This window comes from Pseudomonas sp. NPDC077649 (assembly GCF_044542855.1).
Lineage (GTDB): Bacteria > Pseudomonadota > Gammaproteobacteria > Pseudomonadales > Pseudomonadaceae > Aquipseudomonas.
This window is the reverse complement of the sequence record NZ_JBITVF010000004.1, coordinates 44,424-61,910: the sequence shown is the minus strand read 5'-3', so window position 1 is coordinate 61,910 and position 17,487 is coordinate 44,424. Positions and strand designations below refer to the sequence as shown.

Annotated in this window: 19 protein-coding genes; 6 read left to right on the top strand and 13 right to left on the bottom strand. The window is 69.5% G+C overall.

Annotation, left to right across the window (positions count from 1 at the left end; genetic code table 11):
* Positions 1-11 precede the first annotated feature (11 nt).
* Entirely contained in the window at positions 12-452 is a 441-nt protein-coding gene (locus tag ACIGFL_RS13785; protein ID WP_397497552.1) for a TIGR02444 family protein, read from the top strand.
* Here ACIGFL_RS13785 and ACIGFL_RS13780 read toward each other — a convergent pair.
* Positions 449-1,417, bottom strand: a complete 969-nt coding sequence (locus ACIGFL_RS13780) for an AlgP family protein (protein ID WP_397497811.1) — start codon at positions 1,415-1,417, stop codon at positions 449-451. The two genes, ACIGFL_RS13785 and ACIGFL_RS13780, sit on opposite strands and share 4 nt — an antisense overlap.
* Positions 1,418-1,553: 136 nt before the next feature.
* Between ACIGFL_RS13780 and ACIGFL_RS13775 the strand changes: the two genes are divergently transcribed.
* On the top strand, positions 1,554-2,201 hold the full coding sequence (locus tag ACIGFL_RS13775; RefSeq protein WP_021444669.1) for an FKBP-type peptidyl-prolyl cis-trans isomerase: 648 nt from the start codon (positions 1,554-1,556) through the stop codon (positions 2,199-2,201).
* Positions 2,202-2,295: 94 nt separating this feature from the next.
* Here ACIGFL_RS13775 and ACIGFL_RS13770 read toward each other — a convergent pair whose 3' ends face one another.
* From ACIGFL_RS13770 to ACIGFL_RS13735, 8 genes are all read right to left on the bottom strand, one after another.
* The gene (locus ACIGFL_RS13770; RefSeq protein WP_021444668.1) at positions 2,296-2,769 is read right to left on the bottom strand and encodes an Rsd/AlgQ family anti-sigma factor; all 474 of its coding nucleotides are present in this window, start codon (positions 2,767-2,769) and stop codon (positions 2,296-2,298) included.
* A 307-nt stretch (positions 2,770-3,076) separates the two neighbouring features.
* Entirely contained in the window at positions 3,077-3,568 is a 492-nt protein-coding gene (locus ACIGFL_RS13765) for a disulfide bond formation protein B (RefSeq protein ID WP_021444667.1), read from the bottom strand.
* Positions 3,569-3,711: 143 nt separating this feature from the next.
* Entirely contained in the window at positions 3,712-4,959 is a 1,248-nt protein-coding gene (locus ACIGFL_RS13760) for a heme biosynthesis HemY N-terminal domain-containing protein (protein ID WP_397497551.1), read from the bottom strand.
* Positions 4,956-6,074: a uroporphyrinogen-III C-methyltransferase gene (locus ACIGFL_RS13755; protein ID WP_397497550.1), complete on the bottom strand. Its 1,119-nt coding sequence runs from the start codon at positions 6,072-6,074 to the stop codon at positions 4,956-4,958. Before ACIGFL_RS13755 ends, ACIGFL_RS13760 begins: the two co-directional genes overlap by 4 nt.
* 13 nt (positions 6,075-6,087) lie before the next feature.
* Entirely contained in the window at positions 6,088-6,861 is a 774-nt protein-coding gene (locus ACIGFL_RS13750) for a uroporphyrinogen-III synthase (protein WP_397497549.1), read from the bottom strand.
* Positions 6,858-7,796: a hydroxymethylbilane synthase gene (hemC, locus tag ACIGFL_RS13745; RefSeq protein ID WP_397497548.1), complete on the bottom strand. Its 939-nt coding sequence runs from the start codon at positions 7,794-7,796 to the stop codon at positions 6,858-6,860. Before hemC ends, ACIGFL_RS13750 begins: the two co-directional genes overlap by 4 nt.
* A 97-nt stretch (positions 7,797-7,893) precedes the next feature.
* Positions 7,894-8,640, bottom strand: a complete 747-nt coding sequence (locus ACIGFL_RS13740; protein WP_021443294.1) for a LytTR family DNA-binding domain-containing protein — start codon at positions 8,638-8,640, stop codon at positions 7,894-7,896.
* Complete coding sequence (locus ACIGFL_RS13735; RefSeq protein WP_397497547.1) at positions 8,637-9,719, bottom strand: sensor histidine kinase; 1,083 nt, start codon at positions 9,717-9,719, stop codon at positions 8,637-8,639. The genes ACIGFL_RS13740 and ACIGFL_RS13735 overlap by 4 nt, the downstream gene beginning before the upstream one ends.
* A gap of 233 nt (positions 9,720-9,952) precedes the next feature.
* On the opposite strand from ACIGFL_RS13735, the gene argH reads away from it, so the two are divergent.
* From argH to ACIGFL_RS13715, 4 genes are all read left to right on the top strand, one after another.
* The gene (argH, locus tag ACIGFL_RS13730; protein ID WP_397497546.1) at positions 9,953-11,347 is read left to right on the top strand and encodes an argininosuccinate lyase; all 1,395 of its coding nucleotides are present in this window, start codon (positions 9,953-9,955) and stop codon (positions 11,345-11,347) included.
* Positions 11,348-11,426: 79 nt separating this feature from the next.
* Positions 11,427-11,702 carry a hypothetical protein gene (locus tag ACIGFL_RS13725; protein WP_122109440.1) on the top strand — a complete coding sequence of 92 codons (276 nt, stop codon included), beginning with the start codon at positions 11,427-11,429 and terminating at the stop codon, positions 11,700-11,702.
* Between the two features lie 104 nt (positions 11,703-11,806).
* Positions 11,807-12,058, top strand: coding sequence for a TIGR02647 family protein (locus ACIGFL_RS13720; RefSeq protein ID WP_122109441.1), 252 nt, complete (start codon positions 11,807-11,809; stop codon positions 12,056-12,058).
* 116 nt (positions 12,059-12,174) lie between these two features.
* Positions 12,175-15,033: a class I adenylate cyclase gene (locus ACIGFL_RS13715; RefSeq protein ID WP_397497545.1), complete on the top strand. Its 2,859-nt coding sequence runs from the start codon at positions 12,175-12,177 to the stop codon at positions 15,031-15,033.
* A gap of 266 nt (positions 15,034-15,299) precedes the next feature.
* On the opposite strand, the gene rnk is transcribed toward ACIGFL_RS13715, so the two are convergent.
* From rnk to ACIGFL_RS13695, 4 genes are all read right to left on the bottom strand, one after another.
* Positions 15,300-15,710 (bottom strand): nucleoside diphosphate kinase regulator, encoded by a 411-nt coding sequence (rnk, locus tag ACIGFL_RS13710; RefSeq protein ID WP_397497544.1) that lies wholly within the window; start codon positions 15,708-15,710, stop codon positions 15,300-15,302.
* A gap of 119 nt (positions 15,711-15,829) precedes the next feature.
* Complete coding sequence (locus ACIGFL_RS13705; RefSeq protein WP_021443481.1) at positions 15,830-16,036, bottom strand: DUF1289 domain-containing protein; 207 nt, start codon at positions 16,034-16,036, stop codon at positions 15,830-15,832.
* Positions 16,026-16,358, bottom strand: a complete 333-nt coding sequence (gene cyaY, locus ACIGFL_RS13700) for an iron donor protein CyaY (protein ID WP_021443482.1) — start codon at positions 16,356-16,358, stop codon at positions 16,026-16,028. The genes ACIGFL_RS13705 and cyaY overlap by 11 nt, the downstream gene beginning before the upstream one ends.
* 68 nt (positions 16,359-16,426) lie before the next feature.
* Positions 16,427-17,464 carry an AraC family transcriptional regulator gene (locus ACIGFL_RS13695; RefSeq protein WP_021443483.1) on the bottom strand — a complete coding sequence of 346 codons (1,038 nt, stop codon included), beginning with the start codon at positions 17,462-17,464 and terminating at the stop codon, positions 16,427-16,429.
* Positions 17,465-17,487: the final 23 nt, after the last annotated feature.

Genomic DNA, 17,487 nt, shown 5'->3' with positions numbered 1-17,487 from the left:
CTGGAGGCCGCGTGCAGGATCTGTGGAATTTCGCCGTACGGCTCTATGCCCGACCGGGCGTGGAAGACGCCTGCCTGCAGCTGCAGGAGGCCGGCGGCGACGTCTGCCTGTTGCTCGCCGGCGCCTGGCTGCAACGCCGCGGCGTGCCCTGTCGCGCGCCCTACCTCGAGGCGCTGCAGGCGCTGGCCGAACCCTGGCAGCGCGAGGTGGTCGCGCCGCTGCGCCAGTTGCGGTGCGACTGGCGCACGGCCGCCGCCGCGGACGCCGAGCTGGCGACGCTGCGTGAACGGATCAAGCAACTGGAACTGGAAGCCGAACGGCTGCTGTTGCAGCGGATCGAGACGCTGGTGGAGAACTGGCCGCGCGAGGACGGCGAAAACGACTGGCTGAGTCGCCTGGCGGGAGACGACAGCGCCGCGCTGCAGGTGCTGCGCGGCGCCGCCGATTCTTAAGAGGCGCTCGGCGCCGTCGCACCATTGCTGGCGACGGGTGCCACGGCGGCTGCCGGGACCTCCGGCTTGGCCGGCGCAGCAGCGGGGGCGGCGGCGGCCGGTTTCGCCGCGGGCTTGGCCGGGGCCTTCTTCACAGCGGCCTTGGGCGCCGCCGGCTTCTTCACCGCGACCGGCTTGCTGGCGGCCTTGGCTGCCGGTTTGGCAGGTGCGGCCTTGGTCGCCGGTTTGGCGGCAGCCGGCTTGGCGGCAGCAGGTTTAGCGACAGGCTTGGCCGCCGCTGGCTTGGCCGGTGCTTTGGCGGCGGGCTTACCGGCAGCAGGCTTGGCAGCGGCTTTGGCGGCCACGGGTTTCGCCGCGGCCTTAGCTGCCACGGCTTTGCTCGCAACCGCTTTGCTGGCGGCCGCCTTGCTGGCCACCGGTTTGGCGGCGGGCTTGCTTGCTGCGGCGGGCTTGGCCGCGGCAGGTTTGGCGGTGGCCTTCTTCGCCGGCGCCTTCGCGGCAGCGGGTTTCTTTGCCGCCACGGCTTTGCCGGCCGGTTTCGCGGCCGGGGCGGCCGCCTTGGCCTCGCGACCATCGAGCGCCTTGCCGGCGGCTTCCTTGACCTTGCCCACGCCCTGGGCCAGCTTCAGGCTCTCCTGGGCGTCGCGCTTGAGCTGCAGGATATAGGCGCGGGTCTCGCTCTGACGGGCCTTGAGAGCGTCGAGCAGCTCTTCCAGCTCGGCCACGGCGTCCTTGGCCTTGGCCTGCGCCTTGGCCTTGCCGGCGACGGCAGCGTCCTGCAGCTTGCTGCGTGCCTTGTGCAGTTTTTCCTGGGCCTTGCCGCGCTGCTTCTCCAGCTTGGCGAGCAGTTTCTCGGCATCGACCAGCGCTTGCGAGCAGGCATTTTCCAGGTGCTCGAGCAGGCTGGTGGAGAGTTGGTGCAGCAGGTGCAAAGGGGTACTGATGGTCTTCTTCTTGGCCGACATGGCGCGCCTCCTGGCGGATGTGGATGCGCCCATACTAGACGCCCGCGCCCGACCCTGCCATAGGCCTTTTGGCGACCCGGGCAGGCAGCCGCGCGGGCTGGCATAATCGCCGCCATCTTGATCGGGAGACATCGCCATGAGCCGCGCCGCCTTCGCCCTCTTCGTTCTCTGCGCGAGCCTCGCGGCACAGGCCGACAGTCACCAGCAGGATCTGGCCTACAGCCTCGGCGCACGTCTGGGCGAACGCCTGCGCGAGGAGGTGCCGCAACTGCCGCTGAGCGACCTGCTGGAAGGTCTGCGCCAGGCCTACGCCGGCCAGCCGCTGCGCCTGGAAGAGGCGCGCATCGAAGAGTTGCTCGACCAGCACGAGGCGCGCATCGCCGCCGACCCGCAGCGCCATGCCCAGGCCATCGCCGCGCAGCGACGCTTTCTCGCCGAGCAGCGAATCCGCCCCAATGTGCGGGTGATCGAGGGCGGCGTGCTGGTCAGCGAGCTGCGCGCCGGCAGCGGCGCCAAGCCCGGTCCCGGCAGCCGGGTGCAGGTGCGTTACCGCGGCACCCTGGCCGACGGCAGCCCGTTCGACGAGAGCAGCGAACCGCAGTGGTTTCGCCTGGACAGCCTGATCGCCGGCTGGCGCAGCGCGCTGCTGCAGATGCCCAGCGGGGCACGCTGGCGCCTGGTGGTACCGTCGGATCAGGCTTACGGGGAAGAGGGCGCGGGCGATCTGATTCCGCCCCATGCGCCGCTGGTATTCGATCTGGAACTGCTCGACGTGGCCGACTGAACGTCGGCCCGGCTGACAGCTTCTGGCCCGGATGCAAGCCAGGGCCGCCGACCTGCTGCCCGGGATGCATCCGGGCTAAGCGGCCGTCGCAGGCTCAGAGCGCCGGCGCGGCCTGCTCCTGGTGGGCGTTGTGCAGCACCTCGATCAGGCAGTCTTCCAGCTCGAAACGTTCGTGCAGCAACTGTCCCAGGCGACCCAGCTCGGCTACCAGCGACACGCTGTCGCGGCAGTCGCCGTTGTCGCAGTGATCGTTGAAGGCCAGCGCCACCTCGGTGATGGCTTCGATGCGCGGGTAGATCTGCTTGGCCAGTTCCAGGCCGCGCTGGTCGTTGAACGCCTTGGCCTCGCTGGTGAGCTGCTCGTAGACCTCGAAGTGACCGGCCGAGACGTAATCCACCAGGATTTCGCAGAAGCCCTGCAGGGCCTCGCCGTTAGCCGCCGGCGCCTGTGGCGACTCGACCAGGGCACTGTAGGCCTGCACCAGTTCATGGCGCTCGCCCAGCCAGCGATCGATCAGTTGGTGGACCCCACCCCAGCGTTCCTGTGCGTTCTGGCAACTTTCGAGCATGATGGACCTCGCTTCCCTTATCGCTAATGCCTGTTATGCGTCCGCTCCCGAGACGATTTTTCTGTGGCCTACCGGCGGCCAGCCTGCGCGGGGCGTCGCACTCGACGCCACAAATCGCTCCCGACGCTTTTTTGTCAATCGGTGCTTGGCTTTGGGAAGGCAACCGCGAAACGGCGTTTTTCCGGCGGTGCGTGCGAGCCAGATTATGCCCGTGGGCAGGCGCCATCAAGGCACCGCCGGGAGATAATTTCATACGAGCGTTTAATCGACGACCCGCGACAGCCGTGGCCTGGGCGATGGACCGCGATCAGCTGCGACGCAGCAACTGGAACAGGCAGAAACCGAGCATGGCGACGAAACCGAGCAGGCTCCACTCGGGAATGCTCATGCCGAACAGGCTCCACTTGACCTCGGCGCAGTCGGCGCTGCCCTGGAACACCAGGCGCACGATGTCCTGCATCGGCAGGGCCTGCATCATGAATTCCAGGCTCGGCAGGCAGGCCTCCAACTGGTCGGCCGGCACGCTCTGCAGCCAGATCTGCCGACCGGCCGTGGCGGCGCCGGCGCCGGCGAACAGCAGCGCCAGCAACGCATAGACCCGCCGGCCGAAGCGCGCCGGGCCGTGCACGGCGGCCACCAGGCAGACCAGGCCGAAGGCGATCACGCAGATGCGCTGCAGCACGCACATCGGACAGGGCTCCAGGCCGACCACGTGTTCCAGGTACAGGGCCGCCGCCATCAGCAGCAGACTGCCGACGAATGCCAGGAAGAACAGGGGACGCGGACTGGCCAGGTACATGGAGGCTCCGGGGGAGAGAAATCGAGGGCAGTTACGGTAGAGGAAAGCGCGGGCGCCTTTCAAGGCGCCTCACGCACTGCCGCGCGCTGTTCGTCCACCCAGCGCGCCCCTTCGTCCGCTGCGCGACGATCGGCCGCAGCGGCTCAGGCGCGCACGCCCTGCGGCTGCGGCAGCGCCGGCAGGCCCTGATGGAGCAGGCCGAGGCTCTCCTGCAGCAGCTGGTTGCTGCGCTCCAGCTCGCCCAACTGGGCCAGCAGGCGCGCCAGCTCGGCGCAGGTTTCCGGGTGGCGCTCCAGCTTCAGGCTGGTCTCGAAGTAGTCGCGCGCCTTGCCCCACAGCTGGTTCTGCAGGCACAGGCGACCGAGGGTCAGCAGCAGCGCCGGGTCCTGCGGGTGCTGCTTGAGCCAGAGCTCGGCGGTGTGCAGCTGCTGCGCCGGATCGGCGCCGCGCAGCACGCCGTAGAAGCGCGCCAGGCGGCTGTCGTAGGCGCGCCTGAGGGCGCTGCGCAGCACCTGTTCGGCCTCTTCCTGGGCGCCCAGGCGACGCAGCTGCTCGACGTAGGCGGCGATCAGCTCGGGCTCCTGGCGCAGCGGCGCGGAGAGCTGTTGCCAGGCCTGGGTCAGCGGCTGCAGGGCGGTTTCGCCATGGCCCAGACCGGCCTGCCCGGCATCGCCCAGGCGACCGCGCCAGGTCGCGCGCTCCAGCTCGTCCAGCTCGGTGGCCGGCAGGGCCTTCTCCTTGCGCAGCTCCGGCAGCAGGCCGAGCAGCGCCGACCAGTCCTGGCGCTGCAGGTACAGGCGCTGCAGCTGGCGCAACACCAGGTGATGGCCGGGATGACGCTCGCGCATCGCTTGCAGGGTCTCCAGCGCCGCGTCGCTCTCGCCGCGGCTCTGCTGCAGTTCGGCATGGGCCAGGGCGATGGCCAGTTCGGCCTGCGGCTGGCGCGCCAGGGCGCGCTCGAGCATGGCGTCGCTCTGCTCGTGCTGGCCCAGCTTGTGCGCCGCGCGGGCGGCGCCGAGGTAGTACATCAGCGGCTGTGGTTCGTCTTCGGCGGCCCGGCTCAGCTGGCGCAGCGCGCGCGCCCAGCGGCCCTCGGCCAGGTCGAGCAGGCCCTGCTGCGAGGCCAGCCGCGCCCGGCGGTGACGATGCAGGCGCGACCAGGGGTTGGCCAGGCGCGTCGAGGCGAGCAACAGGCGCAGGCTGGCGCGCAGCAGGTAGAGCAGCAGCACCACCACCAGCACCAGGGCGAGGAAGGCCCACAGCCCGGACTGATAGCGGAAGCCCTGGTAGGCGAACAGCACGTAGCCGCGGTCGGCCTGGATCGCCAGGCCGAGCAGATACAGCAGGCCGCCGACGGCGAGCAGGAGCAGCAACCAGAGCAGGCGCTTCATGGCGCCTCCCCGGCCGCGGCGGCCCCCTGCCGGCGCTGCGCCTGCTTGCGCTGCAGGTAGGCCTGCAGCGCCTCGAGCGACTCGCTCAGATCCGGCACCTGCACCTCGACCCGCTCGTCGGCCAGCTCGGCGAAGCGCTGACGCAGGGCGCGACTATCGGGGTTGTCCAGATTGAAATGGGCGTCGAGGATCTCCCCGGCCTGCTTCAGCGCCTGCCGATAGACCCCGCTCTGGCCATGCAGCGCGGCCCACTGCGCCTGCTCCAGGGCCAGCGACAGGCTCAGGCGCACCTGGCTCAGGCTCTGCCCGGAGAGCAGCGGACGGATGTTGCGGTCGGCGTCGAACTCGATGCGGAAGTACTGCGCCAGGGTCGCCAGCCATTCGCTCCACCAGGCGCGGCCATCGCCCTCGGCGGCCAGGTCGGCGAGCACGTCGCCCTGCCCCGCGAAACTCGGCGCCAGCGGGTTGAGGCTGGCGGCCTGCTCGCGCAGCGCGGCCAGTTGCAGGAACAGGCCGACGCGATCCGGCCGCTGGGTGGTGCGCAGCGCTTCCAGGCTGCGGCTGAGCTGCTCGCGGGCGGCGAAGGCGGCGGGGTCGTCCTGCTCGCGGAGGATCTCGTCGGCGGCCAGCACCAGGGCCTCGGCGCTGGCCACGTCCTGCAGCGCGGACAGGCGCAGGGTGGCCAGGCGCAGCAGGTGCTCGGCCTCGTCCAGCCGCCAGTCCTGGCGGCTGCCGTCGAGCACGCTTTCCAGGCGCTGGCTGAGGCGCTGCTGATCGCCCTGCAGATTGGCCAGCAGACGCCGGCGCTCGTCCAGCTCATCGGCGCTGGGCAGCCGGTTCAGACGGCGTTCGAGTTGCCCGATCAGCTCGCCGACCTTGCCGCTCTCGGCGCGCGCGCTCTGCAGCTGATCGCGCTGCTGCTGATCCTGCTGCTGCAACTGCTGCAGCTGCCACAGGCTCCAGCCACCGGCACCGGCGCCACCCAGGCCGACCAGCAGGGCGAACGCGGCGAGGCCGCGGCCGGCGCTGCGCGGGGCCTTGGCGGGAGCTGCGGGGGGAATGGCGGTGGCCTCGCTGGCCGGCGTCTGGTCTTGCGGGGTGGCTGCTTCGCTCACGTATCCATCCTTTCTAGAGGGCAGCGGCCGGGTATCGTTCCAGCGCTGCCAGCAAGGCCGCGGCGCTGGCGCCGCGACAATCCACAACGATCTGTGCACCCGCGCGGCGTGCCTGCTCGGCGACCCGCGGGCTGGGCAGGAACAAGGGTAGCCGAGCCAGCTCGGGCCAGTCGGCAGCGGCCAGTTCGATCAGGTGCTCGAGCCCCTGCCCACTGCTGACCACCAGGGCGTTCAGGCGTTCCGCACGCACCCGTGCGGCCAGTTCGCCCGGCGCGTAGCTGGGCAGCAGGCGGAGGTACAGTGGCAGATAGTCGACCGTCGCACCTTGGCCGCGCAAGCGTTCGGCGAGGAATTCTCGGCCACCCTCGCCGCGCAGGATCAGCACCCGCGGCGCCGGCACGGCGGCCAGCGCCTGCTGCAGACGCGGCAGGGCCAGCAGCGCCTCGCTGTCGTCGCCGTCGTCCGGGCAGTGGGCGTTGAGGCCATGCTCGGCGAGCACCGCGGCGGTCGCCGCGCCGACCGCGAACCAGGGCTGCTCGGCCGGCGCCGGCACGCGGTGGCGTTCGAGCAGGGCCAGGCCCAGGCGCGCGGCCGGCTTGCTCACCGCGATCACCGCGCTGTAGTGCGCCAGCTCGAGGATGGCGGCGCGCTGCGCGGGCGTTTCCGCCAGCGGCTCGATGACCAGCAACGGCAGGCTGTGACTGGCGATGCCGCGCTCGGCCAGGGTCTGCGCCAACGCCGCGCACTCCTCGGCCGGCCGCGTCAGCAGCAGGCGCCAGGCGCTCACGGATGGCCGGCCTCGCCGTAGACCGCCTTGAGGATGGCCTCGGCGCCCTGCGCCAGCAGCGCTTCGGCCACCCGCACGCCGAGCGCTTCGGCGTCGGCGGCGGCGGCACGCGCCTCGGCGCGCAGCAGCTGGCCGCCATCGGGCTGGCCGACCAGGCCGCGCAGCCACAGCTGCTCGCCTTCGAGCAGGGCGTAGCAGGCGATGGGCACCTGGCAGCCGCCGTTGAGGCGCTTGTTCAGCGCACGCTCGGCGGTGACCCGCAGCGCGGTCTCGCGGTGGTGCAACGGCGCCAGCAGGGCGTGGATCTCGGCGTCGGCGCTGCGGCACTCGATGCCGACGGCGCCCTGGCCGCCGGCCGGCAGACTGTCCTCGGCGCTGAGCGAGCTGCGGATGCGCTCCTCGAAGCCGAGGCGAATCAGCCCGGCGGCGGCGAGAATGATGGCGTCGTACTCGCCGGCATCCAGCTTGGCCAGGCGGGTGTTGACGTTGCCGCGCAGGAACTGGATCTTCAGGTCCGGCCGGCGCGCCAGCAGCTGGGCCTGGCGGCGCAGGCTGGAGGTGCCGACCACGCTGCCGGCCGGCAGCGCATCGAGGCTGGCGTAGCGGTTGGAAACGAAGGCGTCGCGCGGGTCTTCGCGCTCGCAGATGCAGTACAGGCCCAGGCCTTCGGGGAAGTCCATCGGCACGTCCTTCATCGAGTGCACGGCGATGTCGGCCTGGTTCTCCAGCAGCGCGGTTTCCAGCTCCTTGACGAACAGGCCCTTGCCGCCGATCTTCGCCAGCGGCGCGTCGAGCAGTTTGTCGCCGCGGCTGACCATGGGCACCAGGCTGACCTTGAGGCCAGGGTGGGCCGCTTCGAGACGGGCTTTGACGTGCTCGGCCTGCCACAGGGCCAGGGCGCTCTTACGGGTGGCGATACGGATTTCGCGGGACATGGGGCAAATTCCAGAAAACGGATTGCCGCGAATCATAACAGGCTCGCCCGGCGCCAGCTGATGGGTGGCGGCTATCGGCCGCAGCCGGCACCCGGCGCTACAGCGACTGCATCAGCTTGCGCACCCCGGCCACATGGCGCCGGCTGACCACCAGCGAATCGCCCTCCAGCCCCTTGAGGAACAGCTGGAAGTGCCCCAGCGGCGTGCGCTGCAGGCGCTCGATGCGCTCACGGGCGACCAGGGCGTTGCGGTGGATGCGCACGAAGCGCTCGCCGAACTCGTCTTCCAAGGCCTTCAGCGGCTCGTCCAGCAGCACCTCGCCACCCTCGTGGCGCAGGGTCACGTACTTGTGATCGGCGATGAAATAGACCACGTGATCCAGCGGGATCAGCTCGATGCCCTTGCGCGTACGGGCGCTGATATGGCTGCGCGGGCCGCTGCCGCTCTCGGCGGCCGGCCGGGTCAGCGCCGCCAGCTGCACCCGGTTGGGCCGCTCGGCCTTCTTCAGCGCCTCGCTGAGGCTCTCGGCGCGCACCGGCTTGACCAGGTAGCCGACCGCGCTGACCTGGAAGGCTTCCAGGGCGAATTCGTCGTGCGCCGTGCAGAAGATCACCGCCGGCGGCGCCTCGCGCTCGCACAGCTTGGCGGCGACCTGCAGACCGTCCAGCCCGGGCATGCGGATATCCAGCAGGACCACGTCCGGCTTGAGGCTGTCAATCAGGGTCAGGGCCTCCTCGCCATTGCTGGCGGCGGGCTCCAGGACCCGGTAGCCCTCGAGCTCGCCGACCATGCGGCTGAGGCGCTCGCGGGCGAGGGGTTCGTCGTCGACGATCAGGACATTCATATTGCTCTGGCTTCCTGCGTGAGTCTCGCACAAGGATAGCGTAGACAGCTGTAATGGCGGCCGTCACGGCGCTCCACGCTGAGACTGGCGCGCGGCCCGAAAAGTGCCGCCAGGCGCGCGTCGATATTGCTCAGCGCTTGGTGCGTTCCCCGCGACGGGTGCTGCTCGCCCCGCTCTTCATACGGATTGCTGACACACAAGCTGAACACACCATCCTGGTAGTCCGCCTCGATCCGCACCAAGCCGCCCTCGATGCGCGGCTGAATGCCGTAGATCAACGCATTTTCCAACAGCGGTTGCAGGGTCAGCTGGGGAATCGGCAGATCCTCCGGCACACCCTCGACCTTCCACTGCAACTGTAGCCGTTCGCCGAGCCGATAGTGCTCGATCGACAGATATCGTTTCGCCAGTTCCAGTTCCTCCTTCCAGGGCACCAGACTGCCGGGCTTGGCCAGGCTGGCGCGGAACAGGTCGGACAGATCCAGCACCGCCTGTTCGGCCTTGAGCGGGTCGACCGCCACCAGGCTGGCGATGCTGTTCAGGCTGTTGAACAAAAAATGCGGGCGGATGCGCGCCTGCAGCGATTCGATGCGCGCGCGCAGCTCGGCCTGCTCCTGCCGCCGCCATTGGCTCTGCAGGTAGAAATAGCGTAGCAGCAGCGCGGACATGATCAGGCCGATCAATGCATGGCGCAGATAAAGGTTGACCTCGCCGCTGCGTGGCAGCGGCCCGCCCAGCTCGTAGTAGTCGGCCACCGCCGTGCAGCCCAGGGTCAGCACCACCACCAGGGCGCAGCACAGGCCGCCGGCCAGCGCCGGACGCAGGCGCGCCAGCAGCGGCCGCAGGCGGCACAGCAGCGCCGCCGAAAGCAGCACGATCCACTGCACGAACAGCGAGGTCAGCGCCAGGCGCACCCAGTCGAAGCCGGGCAGCATCGGCTCGGACAGCACCAGCACCAGCACCAGCAGCTCGGCCAGCAGCACCATGCTCAGCAGCGCTTCCGGCTGGCACAGTTCGGGAACGAAGAAGTCGTCGGCAGACGCGTTGTGGTTGTTCTTGGCAGGGACTTGTTTTGGCATCGACGCAGTTTCCGTGTCGCCCGGCGGGCCGGCAAGCCAGACGGCTCCGGCCGGGCAAAATAAAGCACCGAAATGCCGCCGCCGCGACAAAATTGTGAAGCAGCCGACAGCGCCGACGCCTGCCGGGCGGCAAACGCGGCGCGGCGAAAGGGCCGCCGACCCTGTTATTATCGGCGCACTTTGTCCGCCATGCCGGCCGCCGCACGCGGCCCGCCCGATCCAGAGCCCGAACCATGAGCAGCGAAAAAACCAACCAATCCTGGGGCGGCCGCTTCAGCGAGCCCGTCGACGCCTTCGTCGCCCGCTTCACCGCCTCGGTCGAATTCGACAAGCGCCTGTATCGCCACGACATCATGGGCTCCATCGCCCACGCCAGCATGCTGGCCAAGGTCGGCGTGCTCACCGATGCCGAGCGCGATGCGATCATCGACGGCCTGAAGCAGATCCAGGCCGAGATCGAGGCCGGCCAGTTCGACTGGCGCGTCGACCTGGAAGACGTGCACATGAATATCGAAGCGCGCCTGACCGACCGCATCGGCGTCACTGGCAAGAAGCTGCACACCGGGCGCTCGCGCAACGACCAGGTGGCCACCGACATCCGCCTGTGGCTGCGCGACGAGATCGACCTGATCCTCGCCGAGATCACCCGCCTGCAGCAGGGCCTGCTGGGTCTGGCCGAAGCCGAGGCGGACACCATCATGCCCGGCTTCACCCACCTGCAGACCGCCCAGCCGGTGACCTTCGGCCACCACCTGCTGGCCTGGTTCGAGATGCTGTCGCGCGACTACGAGCGCCTGGTGGACTGCCGCAAGCGCACCAACCGCATGCCCCTGGGCAGCGCCGCGCTGGCCGGCACCACCTACCCGATCCAGCGCGAGATCACCGCACAGTTGCTGGGTTTCGACGCCGTTGGCGGCAACTCCCTGGACGGTGTGTCGGATCGCGACTTCGCCATCGAATTCTGCGCCGCCGCCTCCCTGGCGATGATGCACCTGTCGCGCTTCTCCGAAGAGCTGGTGCTGTGGACCAGCGCGCAGTTCCAGTTCATCGACCTGCCGGACCGTTTCTGCACTGGCAGCTCGATCATGCCGCAGAAGAAAAACCCCGACGTACCGGAGCTGGTACGCGGCAAGAGCGGCCGGGTGTTCGGCGCGCTGATGGGCCTGCTGACCCTGATGAAAGGCCAGCCGCTGGCCTACAACAAGGACAACCAGGAAGACAAGGAACCGCTGTTCGACGCCGCCGACACCCTACGCGACAGCCTGCGCGCCTTCGCCGACATGGTCCCGGCGATCAAACCCAAGCGCGCGATCATGCGCGAGGCGGCGCTGCGCGGCTTCTCCACCGCCACCGACCTGGCCGACTACCTGGTGCGCAAGGGCCTGCCGTTCCGCGACTGCCACGAGATCGTCGGCCACGCGGTGAAATACGGCGTGGACAGCGGCAAGGACCTGGCCGAGATGAGCCTGGACGAGCTGCGCCAGTTCAGCGGCGAGATCGAGCAGGACGTGTTCGCCGTGCTGACCCTGGAAGGCTCGGTCAATGCCCGCGACCATATCGGCGGCACCGCGCCGAACCAGGTGCGCGCCGCCGTGGTGCGTGGCCGCGAGCTGCTGGCGGCACGCTGAACGAGCAGCGCAACGGGCCTGCCTTTTCTCCAGCGGAAGAAGGCAGGCGGCACGCAACCCCTAGCGGAGAATCCCTCGCATGAGCGATCACGACGACAACGAAGAAGACTTCGCCGAAGCCACCCTGGTCCAGGCCATCGAGAACCAGTTGGAAGCCGGCGAGCCGGCCGCCGCGCAGGCGGTGTACAACAAGCTCAGCCTGGTCGGCTACGCGCGCGAGGAAATCCTCCAGCTGATGGCCCTGGTGCTGGCCCACGAGGTCGACGCCATGCTGCGCGACGACCGCCCGTTCGATGCCGCCTGGTACGAGCAGGCCCTGCGCGCCCTGCCGGAGCTGCCCGAGCAGCAGGACTGAATGCGGCGAAGGTCGCACAGGCGAGCGCGCAAAACCCTCACTACACTGCACAGACCCAAGCCCGGCAGTCGCGTCGGCCTTATAACAACAAGAGCGGAGTCGCCATGAAATCCTTTACCCCCGAACTGATCGACGAGCTGGAAATCCTCGCCCTGTACAACCTGGACAATCACCAGGAGGGGCTCAAGGTGCACAACAACGCCTCGTTCAAGGCCCAGGGCGCCATCACCCGCCTGCATGAGAAGGGCCTGGTCAGCCAGGCCGACGGTGGCTACCTGACCAGCCTGGGCATCGACGCCGCCGAACACGCGCAGAGCCTGCTGACCATTCTCAGCACCAGCAAGACGCCCGCTTAAGCAAGATCCTTCGCCCGCCGCCCTACACTATCGGCCCCGGCGGGCGATATAGCGTCAGGCACTGCAGTGGATGCGCGCCGCTGATAGGCTTGCACCATTCCCCGTAGAGCTCGAGCATGACGCGCACCCTGGAAATTCGCCCGGACATCGACGACGGCATCGACCGCAAGGTGCTGGCGCAGCTGCGCGCGCGCTTTCTGCAGATCAACCAGGGCCGCCTGCAGCGCGCGCGGCAGGGCCTGTCGACGCGCCAGCAGCTGGTGCTCAAGCTGCTGCCGCTGCTGCTGCACGTCAACCATCCGCTGCTGCCGGGCTATGTCTGCGCCAGCACGCCGGCCGGCCTGAGCGGCTTCGAGCCGGACGACGAGGTGCTCGCCGAAGTCCAGCGCCTGACCCGCTCCTTCGTCTACAAGCCGCGCCGTGGCCAGGGCGCCGCGCCGCTGCACGGCCTGTTCCTAATGGGCAGCCTGGGCACCGTGGCGCAGGCCGAGCAGAGCGACATGGACCTGTGGCTGTGCCACGCGCCGACCCTCAGCGCCCGGGAACTGCAGGACCTGCGCAAGAAGTGCGACCAGCTGGAGAGCTGGGCCGCCACCCAGGGCGCCGAGGTGCACCTGTTCCTGGTCGACCCGCAGCGCTTCGCCCAGGGCGCGCGCGAGGCGCAGCTGAGCTCCGACGACTGCGGCACCACCCAGCACTACCTGCTGCTCGACGAGTTCTACCGCACGGCGATCTGGCTCGGCGGACGCACGCCGATCTGGTGGCTGGTGCCGGTCTACGAAGAGCCGCGCTACCACGACTACTGCCGCACCCTGCTGAGCAAGCGCTTCGTGCGCGCCGAGGACGTGCTCGACCTCGGCCACCTGGCGCACATCCCGCCGGAGGAGTTCATCGGCGCCGGCATGTGGCAGCTGTACAAGGGCATCGAGTCGCCCTACAAGTCGGTGCTCAAGCTGCTGCTCACCGAGGTCTACGCCAGCGAGCACCCCAGGGTCGAGTGCCTGTCGCTGCGCTTCAAGCAGGCGGTGTTCGAGGGCCGCCTCGACCTCGACGAGCTCGACCCCTATATCGTCGTCTACCGGCGCCTGGAGGAGTACCTCGGCGCCCGCGGCGACCGCGAGCGCCTGGAGCTGATTCGCCGCTGCCTGTACCTGAAGGTGAACAAGAAGATCAGCCGGCCGCCGACCCGCGGCCGCACCAAGAGCTGGCAGCGCCTGCTGCTCGAACGCCTGACCGGCGAGTGGGGCTGGGATGCGCGCCAGCTCAGCCTGCTCGACAGCCGCAGCCAGTGGAAGGTGCGCCAGGTCGGCGCCGAGCGGCGCGTGCTGGTCAACGAACTGACCTACAGCTACCGCTTCCTCTCCCAGTTCGCCCGCAGCGCACAGACCGGCAGCTCGCTGAACAACCGCGACCTCAACGTACTGGGCCGACGCCTGTACGCCGCCTTCGAGCGCAAGGCCGGCAAGGTCGAGTTCATCAACCCGGGCATCGCCCCGGACCTGGCCGAGGACACCCTGACCCTGGTGCGCCACCCCAGCCCGGAATCGCCCGAGGAACATCAGTGGGCGCTGTTCAACGGCAGCCTGGGCACCCAGGAATGGCCCGACTTCGCCCCGCTGAAGCGCGCCCGCGAGCTGATCGAACTGCTCGCCTGGTGCCACCGCAACGGCGTGATCGACGCCAGCACGCGGCTGTCGCTGCACCCGGGCAACAGCGATCTCAGCGAGTTCGAGCTGTCCAACCTGATCACCAGCCTGCAGCAGGCCTTCCCCCTGCCGCTGCCCAGCGTGCCGGAGGCCGCCCTGCTGCGTGCCAGCCGCCCCAGCCAGGTGCTGCTGCTGGTCAACGTCGGCGTCGACCCGCTGCCGCAGCACAGCCAGATGAACGTGCACATGACCAGCGGGCGCACCGACGCCCTGGGTTATTCCGGGGTACGCGAGAACCTGGTGCTGACCCTCGACCAGATCGTGCTCAACAGCTGGAACGAGTTGCAGGTCAGCCGCTACGACGGCGCCGACGCCCTGCTCGACTGCCTGCGCGACCTGCTCAACAGCCTGCCGTCGGACGGCGCGCAGCCCCAGGTGCAGGTGCGCTGCTTCTGCCGCAACCGCGCGACGGCCATCGCCGAGCGGGTCGAGGAGCTGCTGCGCGACCTGCTCGCCACCTACGCCGAGGGCCGCCAGGCGCGCTACCTGGTGCAGATCCGCCAGCACTACCACGTGCTGCAGCTGACCCCGGGCCAGGTCAGCCATGCCGTGCTGGGCGATTTGCCGGCGCTGCTCGACCACCTCGGCGGCGAGCAGGAGCTGTACAGCCCGCTGCACCTGGACCGCCACGCGCTGGACGGCGATGACCTGGCGCTGATCCTGCCGATGGGCCGGCCGCAGTGCATCCAGCTGTTCTATCGCCTGCACGAGAGCACCGGCGACGCCGAGCTGACCCTGCTCGACGAATACAACGCGCTGTGGCGCCGGCGCCTGCCGTTTCGCGACGAACAGAGCCTGCTCACCCCGCTGCAGCGCTTCCTGCAGTCGCTGCTGTACCGGCGCAACGCCATGCTGCCGCTGGACAGTGGCGATGCCGGGCCGGCGCTGGAAATCCTCTACTACCAGCTGCTGCCCGCCGCGCCGCTGCGCGCCCAGCGCCTGGAACGCCGGCCGCCGCCGCAGGCGCCGGTCAGCCACCCGTTCTACGACGTGCAGGCGATCCTCGAGCCGGGCGACGGCCGCCAGCCGCACGTCACCCTGTACTGCAACCACCGCGAGTTTTCCGAGCTGGAGTACGGCCGCGAGCTGTACCGCGCCGTGGCCCGGCATATCCTCGCCCAGCGCGCCGGCGGCGAGCGCTACCCCTGCTACATCACCGACCTCGACCTGTCCGCCCTGCTCGCCAGCCAGCAGGCGCAGACCGTGCACTACCTGCGCTACAAGAGCGAACTGGAGGATGCACTGAACGCGGCGCTGCAGAGCGCCTGAGCCCGTAGCCCGGATTGCATCCGGGCTACGGCCGGGAATCGATCAGGCGTAGGTTGGGTTGAGGAGCCCGCGACGAAGCCCAACGGACGATGGTAGACGCAACGGCCAGACCGGGCATCGGCGATTGATGGCCGCCGGGTGGAGCGCCGCGGCCGGCGGCAAGCGCCGAGCGGAGAGCCACGTCCGGCGGAAAACGCCGGGCGGAGCGCCTTGCGCTCCCTGTTGGGCTTCGCTGCGCTCAGCGCCAACCTACGGCCGGAAACCGATCAGCGCAGCTGATACTCCCCGGCGGCCTCCGGCTGGTATTCCACCGCCAGCAGGGTCAGCTTGAGCAGCTTGCCGCCAGGCGCCGGCCAGTCGATATGCTGGCCGACGGACAGGCCGAGCAGGGCGCAGCCGATCGGCGCGAGGATGCTGACGGTGCCCTCGCCGCCGGCGTCCTGCGGGTAGACCAGGGTCAGGTGGTAATCCTTGCCGCTGCTCTCCTCGCGGCAGTGCACGCGCGAGTTCATGGTCACCACGCCGGCCGGCACCTCGTCGTGCCCGACCACCTCGGCACGATCCAGCTCGGCCTGCAGCGCGGTGGCGCCGGGGCCGAAATCCTCCAGGCTGTCGAGCAGACGCTCGAGGCGCTGCAGGTCGAGACGGGTAATGGTGATAGCGGGCGTGTTGCTCATGATGGCGGCCTGACTCCTCGTGCTGGGCGCAGAAAAAGCAAAACCCCGCCCGAAGGCGGGGTTTTGCGAAACCTTAGGCCGACCCTAACACAGCCGGGCAAATAAACAAGACCGCCCGGTCAGGGCGCCGCCTTGCGCTGGCGCAGGCGCTGTTCGGCCTCGCGGCAGATCTGCCGGCGCCGGGCGTCGTCGGCCGCGCCCCAGTCGAGGATGTCCTGCAGGGTGCGACCGCAGCCGAGGCAGACGTCGCCATCGTCCAGGCAGCACTGGCGTCGGCAGGGCGAGGCCAGCGGCGCGGTGTCGCGCGAGCCGGGCTCAGAGCTCATCGAACTCCAGCTCGGTGCCGCACTGCTCGAGGGTGATACGCACCAGCATCTCGCCCAGCTGCTCGTCGCTGCTGTCGCAGATCCAGCGCTCGCTGGCTTCGTCGAAGTCGAAGTGGAAGCCGCCGGAACGCGCCGCCAGCCACAGCTGACGGATCGGCTCCTGACGGCTGAAGATCAGCTGGCTGCCGTTGTCGAAACGCACGGTGAGCACGCCGCCGCTGTTCTCCAGGTCGACGTCCAGACCGCTGTCGTCAAAGATGTCTTCCACCGCCTGCTGGGTGGCATCGACCAGGTCGTGGAAGCGGGCTTCGCTCAGGCTCATCGGGGTGTCCTCACAAGGTGCAGCGACTGCAGAAAAATAGGCGAAAACGCCAGACCGGGGTAGCCGGCCTAGCCGAGAAGGTGGCGACGGTACTCGCCCGGACTCGCTCCCGTCCAGCGGCGAAAGGCGCGCGCCAGCGAACCAGGCTCGCTGAAGCCGACCAGAAAGGCGATTTCCGCCAGCCCCAGCGCCGGGTCGCGCAGGTAGTGCAGCGCCAGTTGCTGGCGCGTCTCGTCGACCAGCTGACTGAACGACAGGCCGCCTTCGCGCAGGCGCCGCTGCAGGGTGCGCGGGCTGAGCGCCAAGGCGCTGGCGATGGCCTCCAGATCCGGCCCCTGCTCGGGCAGCTGGCGCGCCAGTTCCAGGCGCGCCCGATCCAGCACGCTGTGACCCTGGCGCAACTCGCCGAGCAGGCGGTCGGCGTAGGCGTCGAGCATCAGCCGCACCTGGGCGTCGGCCTGGCCCAGCGGCACCGCCAGCAGGCGCTTGGGGAACACCAGGGCGTTGTCGGCCTGGCCGAACAGCACCGGGCAACGGAAGATCCGCTCGTGCTCGGAGGTATCGGCCGGCGCCGGGTGCTGGAAGCGCACCTCGCTGGGCGGGATGTCCAAGCCGCTGATCCAGCGGCCGAAGCTGACCCAACCGGCCAGGGTCTCCTCGCTGAGCTGGCGTTGCTGCTGCGCCAGCAGCGGCTGCCAGCTGTGCGCCACCAAGGGCTCGCCACCGGGGCGCGGCGGCTCGTCGTCGAGGCCGACCAGGCCCAGGTTGCCGACCAGGGCGGCATAACGCGCCTGGCGATGCAGGGCATCGGCCAGGGTCGCGCAACTCATTATCAGGTAGCCGAGCACGCCGTAATAGCCGGGCCGCACCGCCTCGCCCAGGTGCAGGCCGAGGCAGTCGTCGCCGCTCAGCCGCACGCCTTCGCCGAGCAGGCTCAGGTAGGCGCTGGCGGCGATGCGCTGGTCGCGCTGGCCGAGCACCTCGGGGGCCAGCTGGGCATGGGCGAGCAGCGCCGCAGGGGCTATGCCCTGACGCTGCAGGTGATCGACCAGACCCTGTAGGTAAGCGACCGAGACCGAACTGGCCAGTGTGGCGGGATTGTCCATCGAGGCTCCTTGGGCTTGCCCCA

What these genes read in the sequence shown, in the direction of transcription:
- ACIGFL_RS13765 (WP_021444667.1), bottom strand. Translation starts at nt 3,568, where the DNA reads ATGTACCTGGCCAGTCCGCGTCCCCTGTTCTTCCTGGCATTCGTCGGC.
- ACIGFL_RS13725 (WP_122109440.1), top strand. Translation starts at nt 11,427, where the DNA reads ATGAGCGATCACGACGACAACGAAGAAGACTTCGCCGAAGCCACCCTG.
- ACIGFL_RS13695 (WP_021443483.1), bottom strand. Translation starts at nt 17,464, where the DNA reads ATGGACAATCCCGCCACACTGGCCAGTTCGGTCTCGGTCGCTTACCTA.
- ACIGFL_RS13760 (WP_397497551.1), bottom strand. Translation starts at nt 4,959, where the DNA reads ATGAAGCGCCTGCTCTGGTTGCTGCTCCTGCTCGCCGTCGGCGGCCTG.
- rnk (WP_397497544.1), bottom strand. Translation starts at nt 15,710, where the DNA reads ATGAGCAACACGCCCGCTATCACCATTACCCGTCTCGACCTGCAGCGC.
- ACIGFL_RS13770 (WP_021444668.1), bottom strand. Translation starts at nt 2,769, where the DNA reads ATGCTCGAAAGTTGCCAGAACGCACAGGAACGCTGGGGTGGGGTCCAC.
- ACIGFL_RS13740 (WP_021443294.1), bottom strand. Translation starts at nt 8,640, where the DNA reads ATGAATGTCCTGATCGTCGACGACGAACCCCTCGCCCGCGAGCGCCTC.
- cyaY (WP_021443482.1), bottom strand. Translation starts at nt 16,358, where the DNA reads ATGAGCCTGAGCGAAGCCCGCTTCCACGACCTGGTCGATGCCACCCAG.
- argH (WP_397497546.1), top strand. Translation starts at nt 9,953, where the DNA reads ATGAGCAGCGAAAAAACCAACCAATCCTGGGGCGGCCGCTTCAGCGAG.
- ACIGFL_RS13735 (WP_397497547.1), bottom strand. Translation starts at nt 9,719, where the DNA reads ATGCCAAAACAAGTCCCTGCCAAGAACAACCACAACGCGTCTGCCGAC.
- ACIGFL_RS13775 (WP_021444669.1), top strand. Translation starts at nt 1,554, where the DNA reads ATGAGCCGCGCCGCCTTCGCCCTCTTCGTTCTCTGCGCGAGCCTCGCG.
- ACIGFL_RS13780 (WP_397497811.1), bottom strand. Translation starts at nt 1,417, where the DNA reads ATGTCGGCCAAGAAGAAGACCATCAGTACCCCTTTGCACCTGCTGCAC.
- ACIGFL_RS13720 (WP_122109441.1), top strand. Translation starts at nt 11,807, where the DNA reads ATGAAATCCTTTACCCCCGAACTGATCGACGAGCTGGAAATCCTCGCC.
- ACIGFL_RS13705 (WP_021443481.1), bottom strand. Translation starts at nt 16,036, where the DNA reads ATGAGCTCTGAGCCCGGCTCGCGCGACACCGCGCCGCTGGCCTCGCCC.
- hemC (WP_397497548.1), bottom strand. Translation starts at nt 7,796, where the DNA reads ATGTCCCGCGAAATCCGTATCGCCACCCGTAAGAGCGCCCTGGCCCTG.
- ACIGFL_RS13715 (WP_397497545.1), top strand. Translation starts at nt 12,175, where the DNA reads ATGACGCGCACCCTGGAAATTCGCCCGGACATCGACGACGGCATCGAC.